We start from the raw sequence: 22848 nt of genomic DNA on the forward strand, positions 1-22848 counted from the left end.
TATAATGATCTGAGGTGAGCCCACGGGGCGCGTGGGCCGCGGAGGAATTCGCCATGACCTTGTCGTACCCGCTGCAATCGCTTGCGGCTCATCCGGCGCGGCTGTCGCCGGACTATCGCTCCACCGTGAAGCGTTCGCCGCAAAAGCCGCTGATCCCGATGCGGCACACGCTCTCGGAGCTGACCGGGCCGGTCTATGGTCATGAGACCGTGCGCGCGCACGACAACGATCTCACCATCCAGGCGAAGGGCGAGCCGCTCGGCGAGCGCATCATCGTGCACGGCCATGTACTCGACGAGGACGGCCGCGGCGTGCCCAACACGCTGGTCGAGCTGTGGCAGGCCAATGCCTGCGGCCGCTACATCCATGTCGTCGACCAGCACCCGGCGCCGCTCGATCCCAATTTCACCGGCGCCGGGCGGACGCAGTCCGATGCCGCCGGCTATTACAAGTTCATCACCATCAAGCCCGGCGCCTATCCCTGGGGCAATCACCACAATGCCTGGCGGCCGGCGCATATCCACTTCTCGGTGTTCGGGCATTCCTTCGTCTCGCGTCTTGTCACGCAGATGTATTTCCCCGGCGATCCCTTGTTTCCGTTCGACCCGATCTTCAATTCGGTGGCCGATGCGAAGGCGCGGGCGCGGATGATCTCGTCGTTCGATCTCGACAACACCAAGCCGGAATGGGCGCTGTGCTACCGCTTCGATATCGTGCTGCGCGGCCGCAACGCCACGCCGATGGAGACCAAGTAACGTGTCGAACCAGCGTCCTGATGGAATCACGCCCTCGCAGACCGTCGGTCCCTATTTCAAGTACGGCCTGACGCCGAACGGCGAATATGAGTGGAATGACGCCTTCACCAACAACCTCTTGACATCAGATGTCTCGGGCGAGCGCATCCGGGTCGAGGGCAAGGTCTATGACGGCGACAGCGCCGTGATCCCGGATTGCATGCTGGAGATCTGGCAGGCCGATAGCCAGGGCCGCTTCTCCGATCCGCAGGATACGCGCGCGCTGCCCAATTCGTCCTTCAAGGGTTTTGGTCGCTGCGGCACCGACAAGAGCGGTGGCTACGCCTTCGACACCATCAAGCCCGGCGTGGTGCCGGATGCCGACGGCAAGCCGCAGGCGCCGCATATCGCGCTCGCGGTGTTCGCGCGCGGCATGCTCTTGCATCTCTACACGCGGATCTATTTCGACGACGAGGCCGGCAATGCCGCCGATTCCGTGCTCGCATTGGTGCCGGCCGATCGCCGCGCCACCTTGATCGCCAAGCGCAAGGCCGGTGCGGGCCATACCTACACGTTCGACGTCCATCTGCAGGGCGACAACGAGACGGTGTTCTTCGACGTCTAGCCGGCTGCGGCGCGCCGTCAGCGGCGCGCAAATCCAGCATTGAAAAGACTGACAAATCCGCTGCGCGCCTTCGTCGCGGCGGATTTCGTTTGACTATGCATGATTAGTTATATAATAGATAAGTTATATAACTGGAACGAGATCAAGCATGGCCAACCTCGATGCCGCCTTCTCCGCGCTCGCCGATCCGACCCGCCGGGCGATCCTGGCGCGGCTCGCTCTCGGCGAGGCGACCGTGATGGAGTTGGTCGAGCCGTTCGAGATGACCCAGCCCGCGATCTCCCGCCATCTCAAGGTGCTCGAGGGCGCGGGCCTGATCGTGAAGCGGATCGAGGGCACCAAGCGCCCGTGCCGGCTGGCGCCGACGGCGGTCGCCGAGATCGATCAATGGCTCGGCATGCTCAGGCGGGCGCTGGAAACCAATTACGACCGGCTGGACGGCGTGCTGGCCGCGATGAAGCCCGAGACGTGAAAGGTGCCCCATGAGCGAGTTGACGAGCAAGTTGACGCTGACGACCGAAGGCGACCGCCATGTCGTCGTCACCAGGCGCTTCGTTGCGCCGCCCGAGGCGGTGTACCGCGCACACACCGAGCCTGAGCTGCTGCAAAAGTGGCTGCTCGGTCCTGACGGCTGGACCATGCCGGTTTGCATTAGCGAAGCTCGGCCCGGCGGCCGGATCCGTTTCGAATGGAGCGACGGCAAGGGCCGCGGGTTCTATCAGACCGGCGAATATCTCGCGCTCGAACCGTTCAGCCGCATCGTGCATGTCGGGCGCATGCATCTGCCCGATCCGACGCCGGACAACCATGTCGAGACCACGTTCGCGCCTGACGGCACCGGCACCCTCATGACCTTGCGGATGACGCTGCCGGATGCCGCGACGCGCGCAGCGATGCTCGCGACCGGCATGGAGCACGGCATGGAAGACAGCTATGCTCGGCTCGACCGCATGAGCTGAGCGCGACTGACGTGAGGGACAATGCGCGACCGTTTCCTGACCGGCCTGATCGGATATCCGATCGCGCATTCGGCGGCGCCTGCGATGCATGAGCAGGCCGCCGCAGCGCTCGGCGTCCGCTGTCACTACCAGCTGATCGAGGTCAAGGGCGCCGGGCGCGACGATCTGCGCGCGATGCTCGACGGCATCAGGCGGCTCGGCTTTGCCGGCATCAACGTCACCTTTCCCTACAAGGAAGCGGTCGTCGAGCTGCTCGATGACCTCGCGCCGGATGCGCGCGCGATCGGCGCGGTCAACACCATCGTCGTCGATGGCGCGCGGCTCGTCGGGCATAACACCGACGCGACCGGCTTTGCGCGCGCGATCGAACCGCTGCTGGCGACCGCGCCACGCGGCCCGATCGCGCTGATCGGGGCCGGTGGAGTCGGCAAGGCGATCGCGTTTGCGCTCGCCGGCCTCGGCGTCGCCGAGCTCCGTGTCTTCGACGCCGATACCGCCAAGGCCGCGCAGCTTGCGGCACAGCTGCAGGATCGTCATGCGGTTCAGGCCATAAGTGTCGCGGCCGCGGTGGACGGCGCCGCAGGCCTCGTCAACGCAACGCCGGTCGGCATGCTGCCAAGCCGCGACGCGCCAGTGCCGGATGCGCTGCTGCGTCCCTCAATGTGGGTCGCCGACGCCGTCTACACGCCGCTATGGACGCCGCTGCTGACAGCGGCAAAGGCCAACGGCGCAAGCGTTCTGACCGGACGCGACCTCGCGATCAACGCATCGGCGGATGCGTTCGAGCTGTTCACCGGATTGACGCCGCCGCATGGCGCGATGGCAAATGCGTTCGACGCCGTTATGGCTGCGCGCTACTCTGCATCCGCCTGAAGGACGGAGACATTTAATGACAAAAATCAGGATCGGTCTGGCCGGCTGCGGCTTCGTGTCGGAGCTGCACATGTATGCATACCGGCGCGTCTATGGCGTCGATGTCGAGGTGAGGGCGGTCGCGGCGCGCGGCGATCATGTGAATGAGTTCGCCGGCAAGCATCAAATCCCGAACGCCTATCGCAGCTTTGCCGAGCTGGTCGCCGACCGCGAGCTTGACGTCATCGACATCTGCACGCCGCCGAACCTGCACGCCGTGATGATCGTAGACGCAATGCAGGCCGGCAAGCACGTGATCTGCGAGAAACCGTTCAGCGGCTATTTCGGGCAGCCCGGCGACAAGGCGCCGATCGGCAGGCACGTGCCGAAAGCGCTGATGTATCAGCGCGTGATGGAGGAGATGGAAAAGACCCGCGCCGCGATCGAGCGCAGCGGAAGACTTTTCATGTATGCCGAGGACTGGATCTACGCGCCGGCGGTGACCAAGACCGCGGAGATCATCCGCGCCACAGGCGACAAGATCCTGTTCATGAAGGGCGAGGAAAGCCATTCCGGCTCGCATGCCGCGCATGCCGCAGAGTGGGCGATGACCGGCGGCGGCTCGCTGATTCGGATGGGCTGCCATCCGCTGTCGGCGGTGCTCTATCTCAAGCAGGTCGAGGCGAAAGCCCGCGGCGAGACGATTTCAGTTGCCAGCGTCACCTGCGACGTCGGCAATGTCACCGCCGGCCTCAAGCCCGAGGAGCGCGCCTACATCAAGGCCAATCCGGTCGACGTGGAGGATTGGGGCACGCTGACCGCAACCTTCTCCGACGGCACCAAGGCGACGGTGTTTTCCGGCGACATGATCATGGGCGGCGTACGCAATCTGATCGAGACCTATACGAGTGGTGGCTCGCTGTTCGCCAACATCACGCCGAACACCCATCTGACGAGCTACCAGACATCAGAGGAGAAGCTCGCCTCGGTCTACATCACCGAGAAGGTCGATCGCAAAACCGGCTGGCAATATGTCTGCCTCGAGGAAGAATGGACCCGCGGTTATCTGCAGGAGATCCAGGATTTCATGGAATGCGTCTCAACCGGCCGCGCGCCGCTCGCCGACCTGGCGCTGGCGTATGAGACGACCAAGGTGAACTACGCCGGCTATTGGGCCGCGGATGAGGGCAGGCGGGTTGTGTTGTAGCTACGCGCAACGCTTCCCTTCTCCCCTTGTGGGAGAAGGTGGCGCGCAAAGTGCGCCGGATGAGGGGTTGTCACCGCGAGTGCAATCGTAAGAGGTCATTCGCGGAGAGAAACCCCTCACCCGCCTTCGATGCGTTGCATCGAAGCCACCCTCTCCCACAAGGGGAGAGGGTGCAGCGCCGCTGCCGCCGCAGTCTGAACGTCGTCCCTACGCCCCATACACCGATCCCTTCGGCAGCGGAAACACCGGGTCCTGTGTCCTGATGTTGGTCGGCCACACCACGGTGATGCGCTCGCCGGCGTTCTGCATCACGACCGGGGTCGAGCGCTCGTTCTGGCCGGACATCGGCGTGCCCGGCGGATAAAACTTCACGCCATAGCCCTGGATGGTGCCGCCCGGCGGGATGTCGACGTCGAGCGCCGCCTTGCGGATCGCCTCGGGATCGAAGCCGCCATATTTCTCCTTGGCGACCGGCAGCACATTGTTGAGCAGGACCCAGGTCTGGTTAAAACCCATCGAGCAGTGCGGCGGCACTTCGGTGGCGCTGGTCTTGTCGCGATAGCGCGCAACCATGGTCTTGGTGAGGTCGCCGACCCCCGGCGCCAGCTTGGCCGGATCGAGCAGCTGCGCCGGAACGGGGTCGATGTTGCAGAAATTGTCGATGTCGGCGCCGAACGCCGTCCGCAGCTTGTCGAGCTGGCTGTAGCCGGCGCCGGCGCCGAACAGCATCTTGAACTTCAGCCCGCTCTCGCGCGCCTGGCGCAGGAACAGCGTGATGTCGGGGTTGTAGCCGGCATGCGAGATGATGTCGGCCTTGGCGCGCTTCAGCTTGGTCACCAGCACCGACAGGTCGGGCGCCGAGGCCGAATAGCCTTCCTTGAGCACGACCTGCAGCCCGGCTTCTTTCGCGAACGTTTCGTCGGCGGCGGCGACGCCGACGCCGTAGGGGCCGTCCTCATGGATCAGCGCGACCTTGACGTCCTTCGGCTCCATGCCGAGCCTGGCCTTGGCGTGCTCGGCGAGGAAGCCGCCAAAGGCCTGGCCGTATTGGTCGGAATGGATCTGCGCGCGGAACACATATTGCAGGTTCTTGTCCTTGAACACGGCGGTGGAGACCGCGGTGGTGATCCAGAGGATGCGCTTCTGCTGCTCGACCTTGGCGGCGAGCGGCACCGCGTGCGAGCTCGCGAACACCCCGTTGAGGATGTCGACCTTCTCCTGGTCGATCAGCCGATTGGCCTCGTTGATCGCCACATCGGGCTTGCTCTGGGAATCGACATTGACCGGCGCGATCTTGTACTTGCCACCGACGCCGCCCTTCTCGTTGACGAGATCGATCGCGATCTGGGTGCCGATCGAGGAGGCGACCGAGCCGCCGGCGGCAAACGGGCCGGTCAAATCGTAGATCACGCCGATCCGCACCGTTTCGGCCTGCGCCTGCGCCCGTGTCCAATCGAAACTGAAAGCAGCGGCGGCAGCCGCTGAAGTCTTCAGCAGCGTCCTGCGTGAAGTCGGCATCGCGTCCTCCCCTGAAGCCGTCATTGCTGTGACGGGTATTGCTTGTTTTCCAGGGAGTATTGGGAGGCGAGGTCGGAAAGTCAACGCGATTGCGGGCGCGGGGTCTTGCGCTTTCGGAGGGTGTCGCGGTCCACACTGTCATCGTCCGGCTTGACCGGGCGATCCAGTATTCCAGAGACAGCAGTGCTTGAGCAGGATAGGCCGCGGCGTACTGGATCGCCCGCCTTCGCGGGCGATGACACCGGGGGAGACGTCGGCAGTGCGGTCGGAGCGCGGACCTACTCCATCACCGCGGCATGGTCCGGGGGCGCCGACTGCTTGCGCAGCGCGGCCTTGGTCGAGCCGATCATCATCGCGAGCGGGATCGAGACCAGGATGAACAGCATCACCAGCTGGTAGTCGTGCGAGAACGCGATGATCTGCGACTGCGCGGCGACCATCCTGTCGGCCATCGCGCGGCCGGTATCGGTGTTGAGGTTCATCATGCCGGATATGTCAGGCATCTGCAGCGCGTGGTTGAACGGATTGATCTGCTCCGAGAGTTTCGCGTAGATCCGCCGCCCGCCCTCGGTCAGCTGCGCGATAACGATCGAGATGCCGACCGAGCTCGCGACGTTGCGGAACAGCGTCAGCATCGAGGTGCCGTCGGTGCGCAGATGGTTCGGCAAGGTCAGGAACGCCACCGTCGAGAGCGGCACGAAGACGAGGCCGAAGCCAAAGCCCTGGACCACGCTGACGGTGATGATTTCGTTCGCCTGGGTCATGTCGGTCCAGCCGGTCATCTGGAACAGCGACGCCGCGGTCAGCGCGAGGCCGGAGATGATCAGTGTGCGCGCCTCGATGTAGCGCATCATGCGGCCGACCAGCATCATCGCGACGAAGGTGCCGGCGCCGCGGGTCGCCAGCAGCAGGCCGGCGGTAATGATCGGATAGCCGACCACGTTCTGCAGATAGGGCGAGGACAGCGCCATGGTCGAATACAGCACGAGGCCCATCACCGTCATGAACACGACGCCGCCGAGAAAATTCCGGTCCTTGAAGATCGCGAACTGGATGAACGGCCTGTCGGTCGTCAACGAATGGGCGAAGAAGAAGTAGCAGCCGACCGCCGCGACGATGAACTCGATCATGATCTCGTTGGACTCGAGCCAGCCGAGCTGCTCGCCGCGGTCGAGCGCGAGCTGCAGCGCGCCGATCGCCACCGCGAGCGCGCCAAAGCCGAACCAGTCGAAGCGCAGATTGTGGTCCTGCCTGGTCTCGTCCATGAAGATTGCAAGGCCAAGCACCGTGAAGGCGCCGAACGGCAGATTGACGAAGAACACCCAGTGCCAGGAATAGGTCTCGGTCAGCCAGGCGCCCAATGACGGCCCCATGATCGGGCCCATCATCACGCCCATGCCCCAGATCGACATCGCTTTGGCGCGCTCATGCAGCGCGTAGGAGTCGAGCATCACGGCCTGCGACAGCGGCACCAGCGCCGCGCCGAACACGCCCTGTAACAGGCGGAACAGCACCATCTGGTTGATGTCCTGCGCCAGGCCGCACAGCACTGACGCGAAGGTGAAGCCGGCCGAGCAAATGATGAAGATGCGCTTGCGGCCGAAGCGGTTGGCGATCCAGCCCACCGGCGCGGTCATGATCGCGGCCGCGACGATGTAGGAGGTCAGCACCCAGTTGATCTGGTCCTGCGAGGCCGACAGCGATCCCTGCATGTAGGGCAGCGCGACGTTGGCGATGGTGGTGTCCAGCGCCTGCATGATCGTCGCGGTCATCGCGCAGATCGTCACCATGTTCCGGCGCATGCCGGGTACGGCGGATGGTGACGGTGCATTCATTCAGGTCAGTCTCGCCTTGTCGAACGTGTCGGGAATCACCTCTCCCGCTTGCGGGGGAGGTCGGCGCGTAGCGCCGGGTGGGGGCTCTCTCCACAAGACTCGTGGAGAGAACCCCCACCCCGACCCTCCCCCGCAAGCGGGAGAGGGGGCGCACTGTCTCTGCGGTCGACAACTCGACCAAAAACCCAATTCGATCGTTAGTCCTGGTGGTCCGGGTGCGCCGAGGCCGGCGACAGCCCGAGCAGACCCGCCAGCGTGCGGCGGTGGTTGGTGTCGATCGTGGCATAGACGCTCATGCCGGCCTTCAGCTTCTTCACGAACGGATCGTTCTCGTCGAAATAGATCCGCACCGGCACGCGCTGCACCACCTTGACGAAATTGCCGGTGGCGTTCTGCGGCGGCAGGATCGCGAATTGCGCGCCGGTGCCGGGCGACAGCGAGCCGATCTTGCCTTTGAACTGATGGTTCGGGAACGCGTCGACGTCGAGCTCAACCGGCTGGCCGACCGCGACAAAGGTGAAGTCGCTTTCCTTCGGGTTGGCGTCGACCCAGGGATGGTCGACGTCGATCACCGAGAACACCGGCGCGCCTGCGGCGACGAAGCGGCCGAGCTGGATCTGGTCGACCTGGGTCGCCACGCCGTCCATCGGCGCGCGCAGCACGGTGTGATCGAGATAGCGCTGGGCGTCGTCGAGCTTGGCCTTGGCCTGGGCGTAGGGCGGGAACTGCTCGATCGGCAGATCGACATTGCCGAGCAGCTGCGTCTTGGCGTTGGAGATCTGCTGGCGGATGTATTGCGCGAGGCTCTCGGCCGTCACCTGCGCATTCGCCGCGTTGTCGAGGTCGAGCTGCGAGCCAAAATTCTGCTTGGCGAGCGTCGACTTGCGGTCGACGTCCTTCTTCTTCAACTCGATGCTCTGCTGAGCGAATTCGAGCATCCTGCTGTTGATCTTGATATTGTCGACCAGATTGTCATAGCTGGTCCTGGTCTGGTCGAGCGCGGCCTTGGCCTGCGCGACCGCGAGGCGGAACGGCACCGGATCGATCTCGAACAGTTCGTCGCCCTTCCTGACGTGCTGGCCTTCCTTGACGACGATCTTGTCGATCTTGCCGGATATCTCCGGCGTGATCAGCACCTTCTGCGCGCCGACATAGGCGTCGTCGGTGCCGACATAGCGGCCGCCATTGAGATAGAACACGATGCCGCCGATCGCAGCCACGGTCGGCAGCACGACCAGCAGCAGCGTGCGGCGATAGCGCCGCAGGCCCGCCATCAGGCGACGGCGCGGCGCGCGGCTGGCCTTGCCCGACGGCGCGGGCGTTTCCGGATTGCTCTTCTGCTCGGGTGCCAGCTTGAGCACGGGTTCAGCCATAGCGCTGTTCCTTTCGGGAGGGTTCGCCGGCTGGGCTTTGGATGGCATTGCGAACGTTTTCCTTGATCGATTCCAATTGAGTGAGCAGGCGGTGCGCGTCGGCCGGGCTGATGCCCTCCAGTGCGGTCGCGGTGAGTTCGGAGCGCAGGCCGGCCAGCTTGCCGAGCAGCGGGCGCGCGGCCTTCTTGAGATAGAGGCGGTTGACGCGGCGGTCGCTGTCGTCGCTGCGGCGCTCGATCCAGCCATTGTCGCAGAGCTTGTCGATCAGCCGCGTCAGCGTGATCGGCTGCATCTCGAGCAGCTCGGCGAGCTCGGTCTGCTTCAGCCCTTCCTGGCGCTCCACTTTGGACAGCACGGCCCATTGCGCGCGGGTGATGCTGTAGCGGGCGGCCTCCTTGTCGGCATAGACGCGGATCAGGCGGAACACCTCGCCGAGCGTAAACAAGAAGTCCGTATCCACGGAACCGCGCATAAATCCTGCCTCCATAAGCTTTGGATATAATAAGCTTGCTTATGAATTCTGCATGCCAGGTTAACGGGAGGCTGCCCCGCGTTGCGCACATGGCTGCGGGCCGGCAAGGCTGGCGGGCTTTGGGAACGCGGGCTGGAATGCTATCTTAACGCGGTATGAGCCTCGCGAAGCCGACCTTTCCTGCCCACGACCACGACCACGGCCGCTGCGCCGCGGACGCGATGGCGCATGCCGAGCAGGTCTGTGCGCGCCGCGGCCAGAAATTCACCCCGATCCGGCGTCAGGTGCTGCAGGCGCTGCTGTCGAGCCATCGCCCGCTCGGCGCCTATGAGGTGATCGACGAGCTGGCCAAGACGATGCCGCGGCCGGCACCGATTACCGTCTACCGCGCGCTCGACTTCCTGATGGAGAACGGCCTCGTGCACCGCATCGAGAGCCGCAATGCCTTCCTCGCCTGCGCGCACGACCATGACGAAGCCTCGATGGTGGCGTTCCTGATCTGCGACCATTGCGGCTCGGTCGGCGAGATCCCGGCCGCACCGGTCGCGCAAAGCCTGACGGCTGCGGCGCGGGCCTCGGGCTTCATCCCGAAACTGTCCGTCGTCGAGATCGCCGGCACCTGCGCGCATTGCCAGAAGACGTGATGCGCGGATGCGATTGAGGCAGGCGATCACCGCGAAGATGCTCTGCCCCTCTCCCGCTTGCGGGGGGGGGGGCTGGGGTGGGGGTGTCACCGCGAGTCGTTTTGTGGAGAGAGCCCCCACCCGCTGCGCTCTTCGAGCGCAGCGACCTCCCCCGCAAGCGGGAGAGGTGAGGCAGCGTTGAGCGATTAGATCCACAAGCAACAACACGGCACCAAGCCGGCCCGCGAGGAAACATGTCGACCCAAGCGATCACTGCCCACGTCACGAGGCCCGTCAGCGTCGGCCATGGGCTGCCGCCCGGCGCCATCGCCGTGATGCTGATGCTGTGCGTCAGCTGGGGCTTCAACCAGCTCGCGGTCAAGCTTGCGCTGCCCGATGTGCCGCCGATGCTGCAGGCGATGATCCGCTCCTCAGGCGCGCTGCCGGTGATGCTGATCGTGGGCTGGCTGCGCGGCGTCAGATTCTTCGAGCGCGACGGCTCGCTCTTGCCCGGCGTGATCGCCGGGCTGATGTTCGGCTGCGAATTCGTGCTGATCTTCACCGGGCTGGTCTTCACCTCGGCGTCGCGCGCCTCGGTATTTCTCTACACCGCGCCGTTCTTCGTCGCGCTGGGTTCGCACCAGTTCCTCGGCGAGCGTCTCTCCACCGTGCAATGGAGTGGCCTTGCGCTGAGCTTTGCCGGCGTCGCGCTCGCGATCGGCGTGCCGCAACCGAATGTCGACGCCAAGGTGCTGCTCGGCGATCTCATGGTGGTCGGCGGCGGCGCGCTGTGGGCCGCGACCACGCTGGTCGCCAAGGGCACGCGCCTGCGCCAGGCCGCGCCGGAAAAGGCGCTCGGGTACCAGGTCGCGATCTCGATTCCGATCCTCGGGTTTGCCGCCTGGATCGCGGGCGAGCGCATCGACCATGTGCCAAGCGCGCTCTCGCTCTCGCTGCTCGCCTATCAGGCGGTCTGGGTGGTGGGCTGCACCTTCGTGATCTGGTTTGCGATGGTGAAGACCTATTCGGCGAGCAAGCTGTCGGCCTTCACCTTCATCACGCCGCTGTTCGGCGTGGTCGCGGCCTATTTCATCGTGCACGACACGCTGACGCCGGTGTTCGGCGTCGCCGCGCTGCTGGTGATCGCCGGCCTCTATCTCGTCAACAAGCCCGACCCGAAGGTGACGCCGGACCCGAACGTGCCGGCGTGAATGGTGAGGTGAGCACGCTTCTCAGGCTCCCTCTCCCCTTGCGGGAGAGGGTGGGGAGAGGGGTGGCCCCGGGCCAGCTGATCGATGAACGCATCGATTTCGCGACTTGTTCGCTTGTCGTCATAACGAGTACGGAGAGCGCACGTCGTGTGGCACCCCTCTCCCTAACCCTCTCCCGCAAGGGGAGAGGGAACTCTTCCGCCGGTGCTTCCCTGACGTTGAGTTCGACGGGCCGCTGAATCGAAAAGGACCGTCACATGGACGGTCCTTTTCTGCCGGTTGAAATTGCCCTGTAAAAACCCAAACGTGAAAAATGCTCTGCAAATTACGGTCGTGCCGGCAGAGATTGTATTACGACCGTCCTGGCTCGCCAGAAATCCGGATCAGTACGGTGTTCCGGCATGGAACTGGCGCGGATGGTTAATGCCGCAGCTCGCTACATCATCCGCTCATGCATCTCGAAATCGACATAGACCGCCGGGTGATGCAGGCCGCGGTCGGACAGCATCTTCGCGCTGCCGGCGCCGAGATCGGTGACGTCAAGTGAAGTGCCGAGCCCATCCCGGTACAGGATCGGCTGATAGCCCTTGATGATCCTCTGGCCGAACGCCGGGTAGGTCGGCGGGCCATCGGAGAACGCGTGACGGAACGCCTGGTAGAGCGTCGACGAGCGCAATGCCTCTATCGCCGCCCGCCCGTGTCTATCGCCAAGGCAAAGGCGTATCCTGAAATAGGTGTTGTAGTCCTGGCGCTGCTTCTCGATTGCGATGAATGCATCCGCATCCGCTCCGTGGAGTGTGTAGTAGGCCGCCGTTCGATCCTGCTCCGGCGTGGCCGTTTCGGCCGCCTGCAACTGCGCTCTCTCCTGCTGCAGGAGGCTGTCGACGTCGATTGGTCCGGCCTGCTTGCGGAGGTCGGCCGCGTGCTTGCTCACGACGCTGACGCTTGCCCGATGGTTCAGGTCGATCTCCGCGCCGCCGTGCGGCATGACGCGCCAGCCGGCGGCTTCAAGTCGCGCCCCGGTCCCTGACAACAGCGCGTCGAAGGGCGGCGAGGAGATGCCGTGTGCGTAACGCGCGCAGAGATCGACGACGATGTTGCACGCGGCAGTGACGCCAGGGTCGGCCTTGTCCGCGACGGCCTGTGTCCCGCCATCCGGCGGGATGGCGAATACGGCCATGACGGCTTTGGAAAAACGGGAGACCTTGCGTTCCGCCTCTTGCCTCGCGACTACGGCCGCATCAGGCGGAACGGTCCCCGATGAACCAGCGCCGGCCCCCGGGTGTGCCGTCGAAGCGGTCGGCTGGCTTCGCCTTGCGAGCGCGGCGAGGAAACAGAAACCAGAGAAGGCAAAGGCGCAGGTCGCCGGGAAGGCGGCGATCAGGCCATACGGCACGTGAACGCCAAACCAGGCCTCGACGCGATCCTGGATCGCGGCAAAGAAGTAGAAGATGGCGAACGGCGCGACCGCAAAGAACGCCGCGAGCCCGGTGGTCAGGCCGCTGTCGTGGAAACGCCGGGCCGTCACCGCAAACAGCGGCTGCGCCATCGCAATCGCGACGTAGATCGCGCTGTCGAACTGGTGTGCCGCGAGCAGAACCAGCAGGCAAAAGCCGAAGAACCACCAGAACTCGGCGCGCGACGCCTGGCCGCTGAAATCGGCGAATTTCCTGAAGCAGGTGGCGATCGAAGCGGTGGCTTGCATGACCATCTCCGGGCAGACGGCGGCAGCCTAGCGGCGAAGATTTACGTTTCTCTATTTCCTTCAGGCGCATTTTGCAGCCTTCAGGCGCGATTGCACCAGGCCGATCGGATGTCACGAGCCCGGACGTTGTTGATCTACGTCAACATCGCCACTAACGTGAGGTGTCCGATGCGAGGGATGCCGTGGAGGCGCGCTTATGCCAGTCGATGCCACCGATGCAATCGAAGCCGGAATCCGGTCCGCGTTCACCGCATATTCCAAGGAGGATGATCCGGATTGGCGGAGTGCCTGCTGGATCAAGCCGGATGAGTGCTCCCATCTGGCAAAGAACATCTTGAAGGAATTGGCGGCCCGAGGCTTCGAGATCGTCAAGAAGTCAGCGTGATTGCTGGGCAGTCCCGCTGCGCCCTGCAAAAAATATCCCGACGGGCAACTCAGCAAGTTGTGCGACTCACAAGTGGCGCAACAAACTCACCGTCGTCCCGGCCTAGTGCGCAATTGCGCACTAGGCCGGGACGACGAGTGGAGAGAGCTGTAGGCGTCTCGCTACCCCACCTCGATCGGCAGCGACGCATCCTTCGCCCATTCGCCCATCGAACCGTCATAGAGCGTGAGATTGTCGTAGCCGAGCCGATGCAGCTGGAACAGGTCGATGGTCGCGGAGATGCCGCCGCCGCAATAGGCGACGACGCGCTTGTCCTTGCTGATGCCCTGCGCGGCGAATGTCGCTTCGGCTTCCGCCAGCGGTACGAACGTCTTGTGCTTGGGATCGATCAAGCTTGCGGCCGGCACGCTGACGCTGCCGGGGATGCGGCCGGGCCTGCCGTAGCGGCTCGGCTCCAGGCCCTTGTAGAATTGCGGGCCGAGCGCGTTGACGATGACGGTGTCGCTCTCCGTGGTCGCGGCGAGCACGTCATGCTTGTCGACGAACATGCCGTCCTTCGACCGCGCCGAGAACGTGGCCGGCGGATAGCCGCCGGCGAGCCCCGTCTCGATGTCGCGTCCCTCGGCGGTCCATTTGTCGATGCCGCCGTCGAGCACCGCGGCACCCTCGAAGCCGAGCGAGTGCAGCATCCACCAGAACCGCGTCGCCCACATCGCGGTGCCGATCGAGTAGAGCACCACTCGGCTGTTGGCCGAAATGCCGTGGCGGCCGAACGCGGCCTCGAGCTGGGGTGTCGGCGGCATCATGAAGCGCAGCTCGGTATGGGCATCGGAGAATTCGGCCTGCAAATCGAGGAAATTCGCGCCGGGGATGTGGCCGGCCTCGAACGTCTGGCGACCCGAGACGACAATATAGGGGACGCCGCTGCCGGCGGCGGCCGGCTCCAGATAGGTCGTGCAGTCGAACAGGCGGAGATCCGGTCGGGTCAGGATGTCGGCGAGTTCCGCCGTGCTGATCAGCTCGCTATGGCCGGCCATGTCGCGCCCTCCCGGAATGATCTTAAGACGATGCTAGAGCATGATCCGAAAAAGTGGGTACCGGTTTTTCGAAAAGATCATGCTCAAACCAAAGGAGATGCTCAAGGTCACATGAAAAGCTGTCACTTTGCCCTTTGATTCACCCCAATTCGGCCCAATATAGCGGATCATGCAGGACGCCGCTGCATGGCTTGCCTTTGGCCTCAATCGGCGCCATAAGCTGTTGAATTCACTCCGAAACATGACCGTTTGGCCTGCCGCGCGCGTGGCCTATCGCCCCCTTGGTGAATGTCACCAAAACCTGATATTCGAGACGCCATGAACAAGCCCGAGATTTTGCCGCAAGACGACGACGTCGCCGGCCCCGCGCCGCGGCACCAAACCACGCAAGTCATGGTCGGCAACGTTGCCGTCGGCGGCGGTGCGCCGATCGTCGTGCAGTCGATGACCAACACCGACACCGCCGACATCGAGGGCACCATCGCCCAGGTCGCGGCCTTGACCCGCGCCGGCTCCGAGATGGTGCGCATCACCGTCGATCGCGAGGAGGCCGCTGCCGCCGTGCCGCACATCCGCGACGGCCTGCGCAAGATGGGCATCACCACGCCCCTGATCGGCGACTTCCACTATATCGGCCACAAGCTGCTCGCCGAGTATCCGGCCTGCGCCGAAGCGCTCGACAAGTACCGCATCAATCCCGGCAATGTCGGTTTCAAGAACAAGCGCGACACCCAGTTCGCCGACATCATCGAGATCGCCAACAAGAACGACAAGCCGGTGCGCATCGGCGCCAATTGGGGCTCGCTCGACCAGGAGCTGCTGACCAAGCTGATGGACGAGAACATCGCCCTGCCGAATCCGCGCGACGCCCGCGCGGTGACCCGCGAGGCGATGGTGCAGTCCGCATTGCTGTCGGCCGCGCGTGCCCAAGAGCTCGGCATGCCGAAGAACAGGATCATCCTGTCGGCAAAAGTGTCCGCCGTGCAGGATCTGATCGCGGTCTATCAGGAAGTCGTGCGCCGCTCGGATTACGCGATCCATCTCGGCCTCACCGAGGCCGGCATGGGCTCGAAGGGCATCGTGGCGTCCTCGGCCGCGCTCGGCATCCTGCTGCAGCAGGGCATCGGCGACACCATCCGCATCTCGCTGACGCCGGAGCCCGGCGGTGACCGCACGCTGGAAGTGCAGGTCGCGCAGGAATTGCTGCAGACCATGGGCTTCCGCACCTTCGTGCCGCTGGTCGCGGCCTGCCCGGGTTGCGGCCGCACCACCTCGACCACGTTCCAGGAGCTGGCGCGCTCGATCCAGGATTTCATCCGCGACGAGATGCCGGCCTGGAAGACCAAGTATCCGGGCGTCGAAGAGCTCAACGTCGCCGTGATGGGCTGCATCGTCAACGGCCCTGGCGAATCCAAGCACGCCAATATCGGCATCTCGCTGCCCGGCACCGGCGAAGCGCCGGCCGCGCCTGTCTTCGTCGACGGCAAGAAGTTCCGCACCCTGCGCGGTCCGGGCATCGCCGCCGACTTCAAGGCGCTGGTGATCGACTACATCGATCAGAAGTACGGCGCGGGTGCCAAGGTGCCAGAGCACGCGGGCGCCGCGGAGTAGCTTCACTCCGCTCGTGACCCACACTCAACCGTCGTCCCTGCCTAGTGCGCAATTGCGCGCGGGAGCAGGGACCCATAACCCCAGGCGGTGGTTGTGGCGCGAGATGCGGGTTACGAATCTTCGCAAAACACAGTCCTGTGGTTATGGGTCCCGGATCTGCGCGGAGCCTGTCATCGGGCGGCGCTTCGCGCCGACCCGTTGGCTTGTCAGATATGTTTGCGGTGCAGATTGCGCTTCCACCGACGCGCGTTACCATGTCTCCCAATCAAGAACGATCGGGAGAAGGCCCATGAGCTCACTGTCCGGCAAGCAGGGTCCGCGCTATCGCCACCTCGCCGACCAATCCGAGCCCTATGAGACCATCGGCGTCGAGAAGCTGACGCCGATTATCGGCGCGGAAATCTCCGGCGTCGATATCGGCAAGCTTGTCTCTGACGATGCGCGCTCGAACCGCCAGATGGACGAGATCCATCGCGCGCTTGCCGAAAACCTCGTGATCTTCTTCCGCGACCAGCATATCAGCCCCGACCAGCATCTCGCCTTCGGCCGCAAGTTCGGCGAGCTGCATGTGCATCCCGCCGCGCCCAACGAGGGCGATCCGGCGCTGATGAAGATCTATGCCGACAAGGATTCACCACGCGCCAACGGCGAGGGCTGGCACACCGACGTGTCCTGCGACCTCAAGCCGCCGATGGGCTCGATCCTCTACATCAAGCAATGCCCGCCGCGCGGCGGCGACACGCTGTTCGCCAACATGTACGCCGCCTATGAGGCGCTGTCGGATCGCATGAAGGCCTATCTCGACGGGCTGACCGCGCTGCATGACGGCGAGCAGACTTATCGTGGGCTGTACGCGAATTACGGCGTCGCCGACAAACGGGAATATCCGCGCGCCGAGCATCCGGTGGTCCGCACCCATCCGGTGACGGGCAAGAAGTCGCTCTACGTCAACCGCGGCTTCACCCGCTTCATCGTCGGCATCCCGCGCGACGAGAGTGACGCCATGCTGGCCTATCTCTACCAGCACGCCGAGAACCCACTGTTCCAGTGCCGCTTCCGCTGGACCGAGAACGCCATCGCGTTCTGGGACAATCGCTGCGCCCAGCACCGCGCGATGTGGGATTACTGGCCGCACACCCGCTCCGGCACCCGCGTGACCGTCAAGGGAGAACGGCCGGTGTGAGGAGATTGCCGAGGCTGTAGGGCGGATTAGCGAAGCGTAATCCGCCATTGTGCTTGCGAGAAAGATGGCGGGTTACGCCTTCGGCTAACCCGCCCTGCAAAACAACAAAACAAATCGGGAGGTCGTCCATGCTTCGCGCCGAAGACAACAAATTCCTCACCGAATCAGGTGCGGGGACGGGAATGGGCGAGCTCCTGCGCCGGTTCTGGATCCCGGTGCTGCTGTCGGAAGAACTCCCGGAGCCGGACAGCGATCCGAAGAAGATCGTGGTGATGGGCGAGGAGTTGCTGGCCTTCCGCGATAGCAGAGGCGTGGTCGGCGTCATCGATCAATACTGCCCGCATCGCGGCGCCAATCTCTGGCTCGGCCGCAACGAGGAATGCGGCATCCGCTGCGTCTATCACGGCTGGAAGTTCGACACCGACGGCCGCTGCGTCGACATGCCGACATCGTATCCGGACCTCAATGCAAAGGATCTGATCCGCATCAAGTCCTATCCGGTGCGCGAATGGGGCGAGATGATCTGGGCCTATATGGGCCCTGTCGAGGCGATGCCCGAATTGCCGGCGCTGGAGATGGCACTGCTGCCGGCCTCGCACCGCTTCGTCACCAAGAAGTGGCAGGACTGCAACTGGGTGCAGGCGGTGGAAGGCTCGATCGACACCGCGCATTTCACCTTCGCGCATCTCTCCTTCGAGAAGGAGGAGAACGAGATCCTCGACATCAAGAAGCATTTCGTGAACCCGCTGACGCGGGTCGCGACCGACCACATGCGCTGGATCGCCGAGGATCCGCGCCCCGTGATCAAGATCAATCCGCATGAAGCCGGGCTGACGGTCGCGGGCGGGCGGCTCACCCGCAGCGACAATATCTACTGGCGCATCGCCCAATTCCTGATGCCGTTCCACAGCTACGCGCCGAGCTCGATGCCGGGCGAGAACATGTTCGGCCAGACCTTCGTGCCGGTCAGCGACACCAGTTGCTGGATCTACACTTACGCCTGGAATCCACATCGCCCGCTGACAGACGCCGAGCGTGAGGGCTACGCCAATGGCAACGGCGTGATGGCGGTGGTCGACGAGAACTACGTGCCTCTGCGCAACAAGGCGAACGACTATCTGATCGACCGCAAGCTGCAGCGGACCAAGAGCTATACCGGCATCAAGGGCGTTTCCGAGCAGGACGCCGCGGTGCAGGACAGCCAGGGCCCGATCGCCGACCGCACCCGTGAGCATCTCGGCCCGACCGATCTCGGCATCATGCATTTCCGCAAGCTGATGATGGAGGCGGCCCGCGCGCTGCAGAAGGGCGAGGCGCCGCCGCATGTCGCGCACCAGGATCGCTACACCGTGCGCTCCGGCGCCTGCGTCACCAGCAAGACCAAGGACCTCACCGCCGTGATGATCGAACGGTTCGGCGATCCCGCAGGGTTCGTCGGCGGCCCCGGGCAGAACGCCGCGGCGGAGTAGGGGTTGCCGTCGTCCCGGCGAACGCCGGGACCCATAACCACAGGACGTGGGGATGGAGCGAGCTGGGACCACAGCGTCGCGCAACAACAGCGTCCTGTGGTTATGGGTCCCGGGTCGCGCTTCGCTTGCCCGGGACGACGCAAACCTACAACGGAATCCTGCGATACTCCCGGTTGGAGAGGCTCGCCTCCTCCAGATCAAGGTCGCGCTCGATGCGCCGCCTGGTCTCGTCGGTGATCTTGCCGTCGCGCAGCAGCATGTGGATGAACTTGCGCTCGGAGGAGATCAGCTCCCGCGTCAGCGCGGTGCCGGCGGCGGAGACGTCGTGCTTCTCGGGGTCGAGCGTATCGGGCAGCTGGTTGAACCGGATCTCGTGCCGCGAGCGCAAGAGCTTCACCACCTCGTCGGAGAGCTCGCGGTCGTCGGTGATGGCGTCGAGCGACTTCAGCGCGGCGTTCAGCGCCTCGCGCCGCGCCGCAATCTCCTGCTCGTGCTCGGCGATATGCTCGTTGCGGCCGTCCCGGGCGAGGCCGAGCCAGCGCACCACCGGCGGCAATCCGAGGCCGAGCCCGACCAGCGTCACGAAGATCACGCCGAAGGCGACGAACAGGATCAGGTCGCGATACGGGAAGGCGTCTCCGCCAGGCAATGTCAGCGGCAGCGCCAGCGCGGCGGCGAGCGACACTGCGCCGCGCACGCCGGTGAAGGCGACCACGAACACCGCCCGCCACGACGGCAGCGGATCGCGGTCGCGCATGCTCCGGCTGATCCAGCGCGGCAGATAGGTGCCGGGAAACACCCAGAGGAAGCGCGCGACGATGACGATGACGGCGACCAGCACGGTGGCGGTGAGGATGTCGTGCAGCGGGAACGACTTCGACTTCTCGTACAGCGAGCGCATCTGGAAGCCGGTCATCAGGAACAGCAGGCCCTCGATCAGAAAGATGACCAGGTCCCAGAAGAAGATGCCCTGCAGGCGCGTCGCGGCCGAGATCAACAGCGGTCCGTTCCAGCTCATGTAGAGACCGCAGGCAACCGTTGCGATCACGCCGCTGCCGCCGAAATGCTCGGGGATCCAGTAGGCGAGATAGGGTGTGATCAGCGACAGCGTGATCTCAACCTGCGGATCCCTGGCGCGGCGGCGGGCGCGCAGGCTGAGCCAGCCGATCGCCGTGCCGAACGCGATCTCGCCGGCGACGATGACGAGGAAGGTGCCGGTCGCCTTCGGCAGCGAGAACAGCCCGGTGGTGATGGCGGCCAGCGCGAAGCGGTAGAGGATCAGCGCGGTCGCGTCATTGGCGAGCCCTTCGCCCTCGAGCACCACCAGGACGCGCCGGGGCAGGCCGAGCTTGCGCGCGATCGCCAGCGGCGCGACCACGTCCGGCGGCGCGACGATCGCGCCAAGCAGGAAGCCGACGCTCCAGGGCAGGCCGATCAGATAGTGGGTCGCGGCCGCGACCATGAAGGCGGTGAAGATAACGCAGCCGACCGACAGCAGGATGATCGGTCGCAGATTGGCCTTGAACTCGCGCCAGCTCATCGCGACGCTCGCCGAATAGATCAGCGGCGGCAGCACCACCAGAAGCACCAGCTCCGGCGGCAGTTCCAGCGACGGCATGCCCGGCACGAAGGCGAGCACGACGCCGGTCAGCAGCAGCAGGATAGCCGGCGCGATGTCGGTCCGCCGCGCCACTAGGGCGGTTCCCGCCAGCACGCCGAGCAGGGTGAGAAAAATCTGAAACTTGGCTTCCATAATGGGCTCAATTCGCCCGGAAACCACCGGCAGTCAATGCGGTCCGGCCGGAGCCGGACCGCTGGGTGTGTCACAAAGGCGTCGTGGGGATACGGCGGGTCCGCCGGTCAGTCCCGCAGGTCGTAGCGGTACGACTTCGAGACGATCTGCCAGCCATCGGCGAGCTTCATCGCCACCAAATAGTCGGTGAAATAGCGCGGCGGCAGCTGGCATCGCACCTTGATGAAGGCGGTGTTGTCGTCGGAGCGGTCGATGGTCACGATGAAATCCTCGCGGGCCTTGCCCTCGGCCTTCCCCGACGGGCGCTTGCGCACCCAGGCAAGCCAGTCCGGCACGGTCAGAACCTTCAGCTCGCCCTTCTCCACCCAGCGCAGGTCGGCGCTTGGATGAAAGGCCGCGGCAAGCTTGTCGGCGTCGCCCTCGTAGAGACCGTCGAAATAGGTTTGCACGACATTTTCGACGCTGGATCGATCTTGGCTCATGGGTTGGTCCTCCCGGCGGGGTTTTCGTCTGCTAGGATTTAGCCATGAACCACCGGATTGCGCCATGGCCGTCGGCAAAATTCCGCGTGAGGAGAAAGCCGTGACCGCATCTGCAAATTCGAACGATCGCATCCTGACGGGCGAATGCTTCTGCCGCGACGTGCGCTACGAGGTGGCTGATGCATTTTCCTATGCGCTGAATTGTCACTGTTCGAACTGCCGGCGCACCACGGGATCGGCGTTCAAGCCGTTCGCGGGAATCGCGCGTGAAAAATTCGCCGTCGTCAGCGGCGCCGATCGTCTCATGATCTACGGCGATGAGCTGACCCACGACGCGCATTGTGGCCGCTGCGGCTCGCTGCTCTATTCGCTGGTGCGCGACGGCGCCTATGTCCATGTCACGATGGGAACGCTGCGCGATGCGCCGGCGATCCGGCCGACCGCGCATATCTTCGTCGGCTCCAAGGCGCCGTGGTACGCGATATCAGACGACCTGCCGCAATATCAGGGGCACGTCACCAAAGGCGCGGAATAAATCCGCGCCACCTCAGTTCGTGCCCTGAGGCTGGTCCGCGTGTGCCGAGTCCGTCTTGGATGGCCCCAACGCGAAGGCGAGCACGACATTGTCGGCGCGCTGCTTGAACTCCTTGTCGACCGAGTTGCGCGCCGGGTCGGCGAGTTCCTGCAGCGGCTTGTCCTGCAGCAGGCTGGGGAAGGTGACGGTCACCGATGTGAGCCGGCCATTGCGCCAGTTGAACGCAACCCCGGGTTTGACCCCGACTGCCGCAAGGAGATCTTCCTCCACGGCCTTTGCGTGCTTGAAGCCGTCGAACACGGCGTCGACCATGCCGCAGCCTGCGGTGCAGCCGGCCAGCAGCGCGAGGGCGAGCAGGTTTCTGGCCATGCGGCCGATCGTGCCGGATCGGGCGGATAGAACCGGTGCGGTTGCGCCCTGCATGACGTCCTCCGTGGCATTGTTCTCGTTCCCCCGATCGTGCCCGAAATATCGTGACCAGCCAAATCCGAACCGCAGGTCTGTTTCGTCGACTAGCGGTCAGGATGGCATGGTCCATGCCATTGTCTTGGCCGGGCAGGAGCGCGTCGGTGGGACCGTCGATTAGGCTGTGTCGGCTAGATCGCGCTCGCCGCGATGTTCACCATCAGCGCCAGCAGCGCGGTGTTGAACACGAACGAGATGACGCCGTGCACGGTCGCGGTGCGGCGGATGATCTTGTCGGTGATTCCGACGTCGGAGACCTGCGCGGTCATGCCGATCACGAACGAGAAATAGACGAAGTCCCAATAATCGGCCGCGGCATGCTCGTCCCCGCTCGGAAACTGCAGGCCTCCGGGCGTCTTGCCGCGATAGAAGTCGTGGGCGTAGTGCAGCGAGAACGCGGTGTGGACCACCGTCCATGACAGCGCGATGGTGCCGACAGCGACCGCGAGCGCCCACGGATTGTCCTTCGCCGCGCCGAGTTCGGAGATGATGGCGGCGAGACTGGCAAAGGCGCCGAGTGCGGTCAGCAGCAGGATCAGGAAGCGCCCGTCGTCCTGCACGATCGCATTGTGCTTGATGTGGCCGATGTCACAGCGCAGCATCATCACATAGGCGAGCACGAGATAGAGCACGGCGAAGGCGTCCCAGCCGGCCAGCAGATGCGTGACGAGGCGTGCCGGTCCCGGCAGCAGCAATGCTACCACGATGCCGAAGGCGATCGAGCCGAACATGCGCGGCCGGCCCACCACCAAGCGGACCGGCATCGGCAGCTTGCGGAAGCGAACAAGGCGGTCGGTGAACTCCTTGTCCATTT

General features: G+C 64.5%; 22 protein-coding genes. 12 read left to right on the plus strand and 10 right to left on the minus strand.

Annotated features, from left to right (window positions below; all coding sequences use genetic code 11):
- Positions 1–53: 53 nt before the first annotated feature.
- From pcaH to K359_RS0111730, 6 genes are all read left to right on the plus strand, one after another.
- Complete coding sequence (gene pcaH, locus K359_RS0111705; protein WP_029079515.1) at positions 54–755, plus strand: protocatechuate 3,4-dioxygenase subunit beta; 702 nt, start codon at positions 54–56, stop codon at positions 753–755.
- A gap of 1 nt (position 756) precedes the next feature.
- Positions 757–1359, plus strand: a complete 603-nt coding sequence (pcaG, locus tag K359_RS0111710; RefSeq protein ID WP_029079516.1) for a protocatechuate 3,4-dioxygenase subunit alpha — start codon at positions 757–759, stop codon at positions 1357–1359.
- Positions 1360–1507: 148 nt separating this feature from the next.
- The gene (locus K359_RS0111715) at positions 1508–1831 is read left to right on the plus strand and encodes a metalloregulator ArsR/SmtB family transcription factor (protein ID WP_029079517.1); all 324 of its coding nucleotides are present in this window, start codon (positions 1508–1510) and stop codon (positions 1829–1831) included.
- Positions 1832–1841: 10 nt separating this feature from the next.
- Entirely contained in the window at positions 1842–2318 is a 477-nt protein-coding gene (locus tag K359_RS0111720) for an SRPBCC domain-containing protein (RefSeq protein ID WP_035976477.1), read from the plus strand.
- Between the two features lie 21 nt (positions 2319–2339).
- On the plus strand, positions 2340–3191 hold the full coding sequence (locus tag K359_RS0111725) for a shikimate dehydrogenase (protein WP_029079519.1): 852 nt from the start codon (positions 2340–2342) through the stop codon (positions 3189–3191).
- Between the two features lie 16 nt (positions 3192–3207).
- Entirely contained in the window at positions 3208–4377 is a 1170-nt protein-coding gene (locus K359_RS0111730) for a Gfo/Idh/MocA family protein (RefSeq protein WP_029079520.1), read from the plus strand.
- A 207-nt stretch (positions 4378–4584) separates the two neighbouring features.
- Here the strand turns inward: K359_RS0111730 and K359_RS0111740 are convergent, their stop codons facing one another.
- From K359_RS0111740 to K359_RS66170, 4 genes are all read right to left on the minus strand, one after another.
- The gene (locus K359_RS0111740) at positions 4585–5895 is read right to left on the minus strand and encodes an ABC transporter substrate-binding protein (protein WP_029079521.1); all 1311 of its coding nucleotides are present in this window, start codon (positions 5893–5895) and stop codon (positions 4585–4587) included.
- Positions 5896–6173: 278 nt separating this feature from the next.
- A complete protein-coding gene (locus tag K359_RS0111745) occupies positions 6174–7730 on the minus strand; it encodes an MDR family MFS transporter (protein WP_029079522.1) in 1557 nt (518 codons plus the stop codon).
- A 197-nt stretch (positions 7731–7927) separates the two neighbouring features.
- On the minus strand, positions 7928–9151 hold the full coding sequence (locus K359_RS0111750; RefSeq protein WP_371261149.1) for an HlyD family secretion protein: 1224 nt from the start codon (positions 9149–9151) through the stop codon (positions 7928–7930).
- Positions 9096–9575: a MarR family winged helix-turn-helix transcriptional regulator gene (locus K359_RS66170; RefSeq protein ID WP_156928453.1), complete on the minus strand. Its 480-nt coding sequence runs from the start codon at positions 9573–9575 to the stop codon at positions 9096–9098. The genes K359_RS0111750 and K359_RS66170 overlap by 56 nt, the downstream gene beginning before the upstream one ends.
- 155 nt (positions 9576–9730) lie before the next feature.
- Between K359_RS66170 and K359_RS0111760 the strand changes: the two genes are divergently transcribed.
- Together K359_RS0111760 and K359_RS0111765 are read left to right on the plus strand one after the other, a co-directional pair.
- Complete coding sequence (locus tag K359_RS0111760; protein WP_029079525.1) at positions 9731–10219, plus strand: Fur family transcriptional regulator; 489 nt, start codon at positions 9731–9733, stop codon at positions 10217–10219.
- Between the two features lie 314 nt (positions 10220–10533).
- A complete protein-coding gene (locus tag K359_RS0111765) occupies positions 10534–11409 on the plus strand; it encodes a DMT family transporter (protein WP_084518367.1) in 876 nt (291 codons plus the stop codon).
- Positions 11410–11845: 436 nt separating this feature from the next.
- Here K359_RS0111765 and K359_RS57215 read toward each other — a convergent pair whose 3' ends face one another.
- The gene (locus tag K359_RS57215) at positions 11846–13114 is read right to left on the minus strand and encodes a DUF805 domain-containing protein (protein WP_084518368.1); all 1269 of its coding nucleotides are present in this window, start codon (positions 13112–13114) and stop codon (positions 11846–11848) included.
- 546 nt (positions 13115–13660) lie between these two features.
- Positions 13661–14536: a sulfurtransferase gene (locus K359_RS0111780; RefSeq protein WP_029079528.1), complete on the minus strand. Its 876-nt coding sequence runs from the start codon at positions 14534–14536 to the stop codon at positions 13661–13663.
- Positions 14537–14854: 318 nt separating this feature from the next.
- Between K359_RS0111780 and ispG the strand changes: the two genes are divergently transcribed.
- The 3 genes from ispG to K359_RS0111795 all read left to right on the plus strand — a co-directional run bounded on the left by ispG (position 14855) and on the right by K359_RS0111795 (position 18799).
- A complete protein-coding gene (ispG, locus tag K359_RS0111785) occupies positions 14855–16147 on the plus strand; it encodes a flavodoxin-dependent (E)-4-hydroxy-3-methylbut-2-enyl-diphosphate synthase (protein ID WP_029079529.1) in 1293 nt (430 codons plus the stop codon).
- A 289-nt stretch (positions 16148–16436) separates the two neighbouring features.
- Positions 16437–17330, plus strand: coding sequence for a TauD/TfdA family dioxygenase (locus tag K359_RS0111790; RefSeq protein WP_029079530.1), 894 nt, complete (start codon positions 16437–16439; stop codon positions 17328–17330).
- Positions 17331–17458: 128 nt separating this feature from the next.
- The gene (locus tag K359_RS0111795) at positions 17459–18799 is read left to right on the plus strand and encodes a Rieske 2Fe-2S domain-containing protein (protein WP_029079531.1); all 1341 of its coding nucleotides are present in this window, start codon (positions 17459–17461) and stop codon (positions 18797–18799) included.
- Between the two features lie 145 nt (positions 18800–18944).
- On the opposite strand, the gene K359_RS0111800 is transcribed toward K359_RS0111795, so the two are convergent.
- Together K359_RS0111800 and K359_RS0111805 are read right to left on the minus strand one after the other, a co-directional pair.
- Positions 18945–20552 (minus strand): Na+/H+ antiporter, encoded by a 1608-nt coding sequence (locus tag K359_RS0111800; protein WP_029079532.1) that lies wholly within the window; start codon positions 20550–20552, stop codon positions 18945–18947.
- 107 nt (positions 20553–20659) lie between these two features.
- On the minus strand, positions 20660–21034 hold the full coding sequence (locus K359_RS0111805; protein WP_029079533.1) for a nuclear transport factor 2 family protein: 375 nt from the start codon (positions 21032–21034) through the stop codon (positions 20660–20662).
- 100 nt (positions 21035–21134) lie between these two features.
- Here K359_RS0111805 and K359_RS0111810 point away from each other — a divergent pair, with 100 nt between their 5' ends.
- Entirely contained in the window at positions 21135–21569 is a 435-nt protein-coding gene (locus K359_RS0111810; protein ID WP_029079534.1) for a GFA family protein, read from the plus strand.
- Between the two features lie 12 nt (positions 21570–21581).
- Here K359_RS0111810 and K359_RS0111815 read toward each other — a convergent pair whose 3' ends face one another.
- Both K359_RS0111815 and K359_RS0111820 read right to left on the minus strand, forming a co-directional pair.
- Positions 21582–21992 (minus strand): hypothetical protein, encoded by a 411-nt coding sequence (locus K359_RS0111815; protein WP_245284580.1) that lies wholly within the window; start codon positions 21990–21992, stop codon positions 21582–21584.
- Positions 21993–22165: 173 nt separating this feature from the next.
- Complete coding sequence (locus K359_RS0111820; RefSeq protein WP_029079536.1) at positions 22166–22846, minus strand: DUF1345 domain-containing protein; 681 nt, start codon at positions 22844–22846, stop codon at positions 22166–22168.
- Positions 22847–22848: the final 2 nt, after the last annotated feature.

This window comes from Bradyrhizobium sp. th-b2 (assembly GCF_000426785.1).
Lineage (GTDB): Bacteria > Pseudomonadota > Alphaproteobacteria > Rhizobiales > Xanthobacteraceae > Bradyrhizobium > Bradyrhizobium septentrionale.

Coding starts and splice junctions, on each gene's coding strand:
- K359_RS0111750 (WP_371261149.1), bottom strand. CDS start 9,151: ATGCCATCCAAAGCCCAGCCGGCGAACCCTCCCGAAAGGAACAGCGCT.
- K359_RS0111745 (WP_029079522.1), bottom strand. CDS start 7,730: ATGAATGCACCGTCACCATCCGCCGTACCCGGCATGCGCCGGAACATG.
- K359_RS66170 (WP_156928453.1), bottom strand. CDS start 9,575: ATGCGCGGTTCCGTGGATACGGACTTCTTGTTTACGCTCGGCGAGGTG.
- ispG (WP_029079529.1), top strand. CDS start 14,855: ATGAACAAGCCCGAGATTTTGCCGCAAGACGACGACGTCGCCGGCCCC.
- K359_RS0111730 (WP_029079520.1), top strand. CDS start 3,208: ATGACAAAAATCAGGATCGGTCTGGCCGGCTGCGGCTTCGTGTCGGAG.
- pcaH (WP_029079515.1), top strand. CDS start 54: ATGACCTTGTCGTACCCGCTGCAATCGCTTGCGGCTCATCCGGCGCGG.
- K359_RS0111725 (WP_029079519.1), top strand. CDS start 2,340: ATGCGCGACCGTTTCCTGACCGGCCTGATCGGATATCCGATCGCGCAT.
- K359_RS0111760 (WP_029079525.1), top strand. CDS start 9,731: ATGAGCCTCGCGAAGCCGACCTTTCCTGCCCACGACCACGACCACGGC.
- K359_RS0111790 (WP_029079530.1), top strand. CDS start 16,437: ATGAGCTCACTGTCCGGCAAGCAGGGTCCGCGCTATCGCCACCTCGCC.
- K359_RS0111805 (WP_029079533.1), bottom strand. CDS start 21,034: ATGAGCCAAGATCGATCCAGCGTCGAAAATGTCGTGCAAACCTATTTC.
- K359_RS0111765 (WP_084518367.1), top strand. CDS start 10,534: ATGCTGATGCTGTGCGTCAGCTGGGGCTTCAACCAGCTCGCGGTCAAG.
- K359_RS0111795 (WP_029079531.1), top strand. CDS start 17,459: ATGCTTCGCGCCGAAGACAACAAATTCCTCACCGAATCAGGTGCGGGG.
- K359_RS0111720 (WP_035976477.1), top strand. CDS start 1,842: ATGAGCGAGTTGACGAGCAAGTTGACGCTGACGACCGAAGGCGACCGC.
- K359_RS0111815 (WP_245284580.1), bottom strand. CDS start 21,992: ATGCAGGGCGCAACCGCACCGGTTCTATCCGCCCGATCCGGCACGATC.
- K359_RS0111820 (WP_029079536.1), bottom strand. CDS start 22,846: ATGGACAAGGAGTTCACCGACCGCCTTGTTCGCTTCCGCAAGCTGCCG.
- K359_RS0111715 (WP_029079517.1), top strand. CDS start 1,508: ATGGCCAACCTCGATGCCGCCTTCTCCGCGCTCGCCGATCCGACCCGC.
- K359_RS0111780 (WP_029079528.1), bottom strand. CDS start 14,536: ATGGCCGGCCATAGCGAGCTGATCAGCACGGCGGAACTCGCCGACATC.
- K359_RS0111740 (WP_029079521.1), bottom strand. CDS start 5,895: ATGCCGACTTCACGCAGGACGCTGCTGAAGACTTCAGCGGCTGCCGCC.
- K359_RS0111800 (WP_029079532.1), bottom strand. CDS start 20,552: ATGGAAGCCAAGTTTCAGATTTTTCTCACCCTGCTCGGCGTGCTGGCG.
- K359_RS57215 (WP_084518368.1), bottom strand. CDS start 13,114: ATGCAAGCCACCGCTTCGATCGCCACCTGCTTCAGGAAATTCGCCGAT.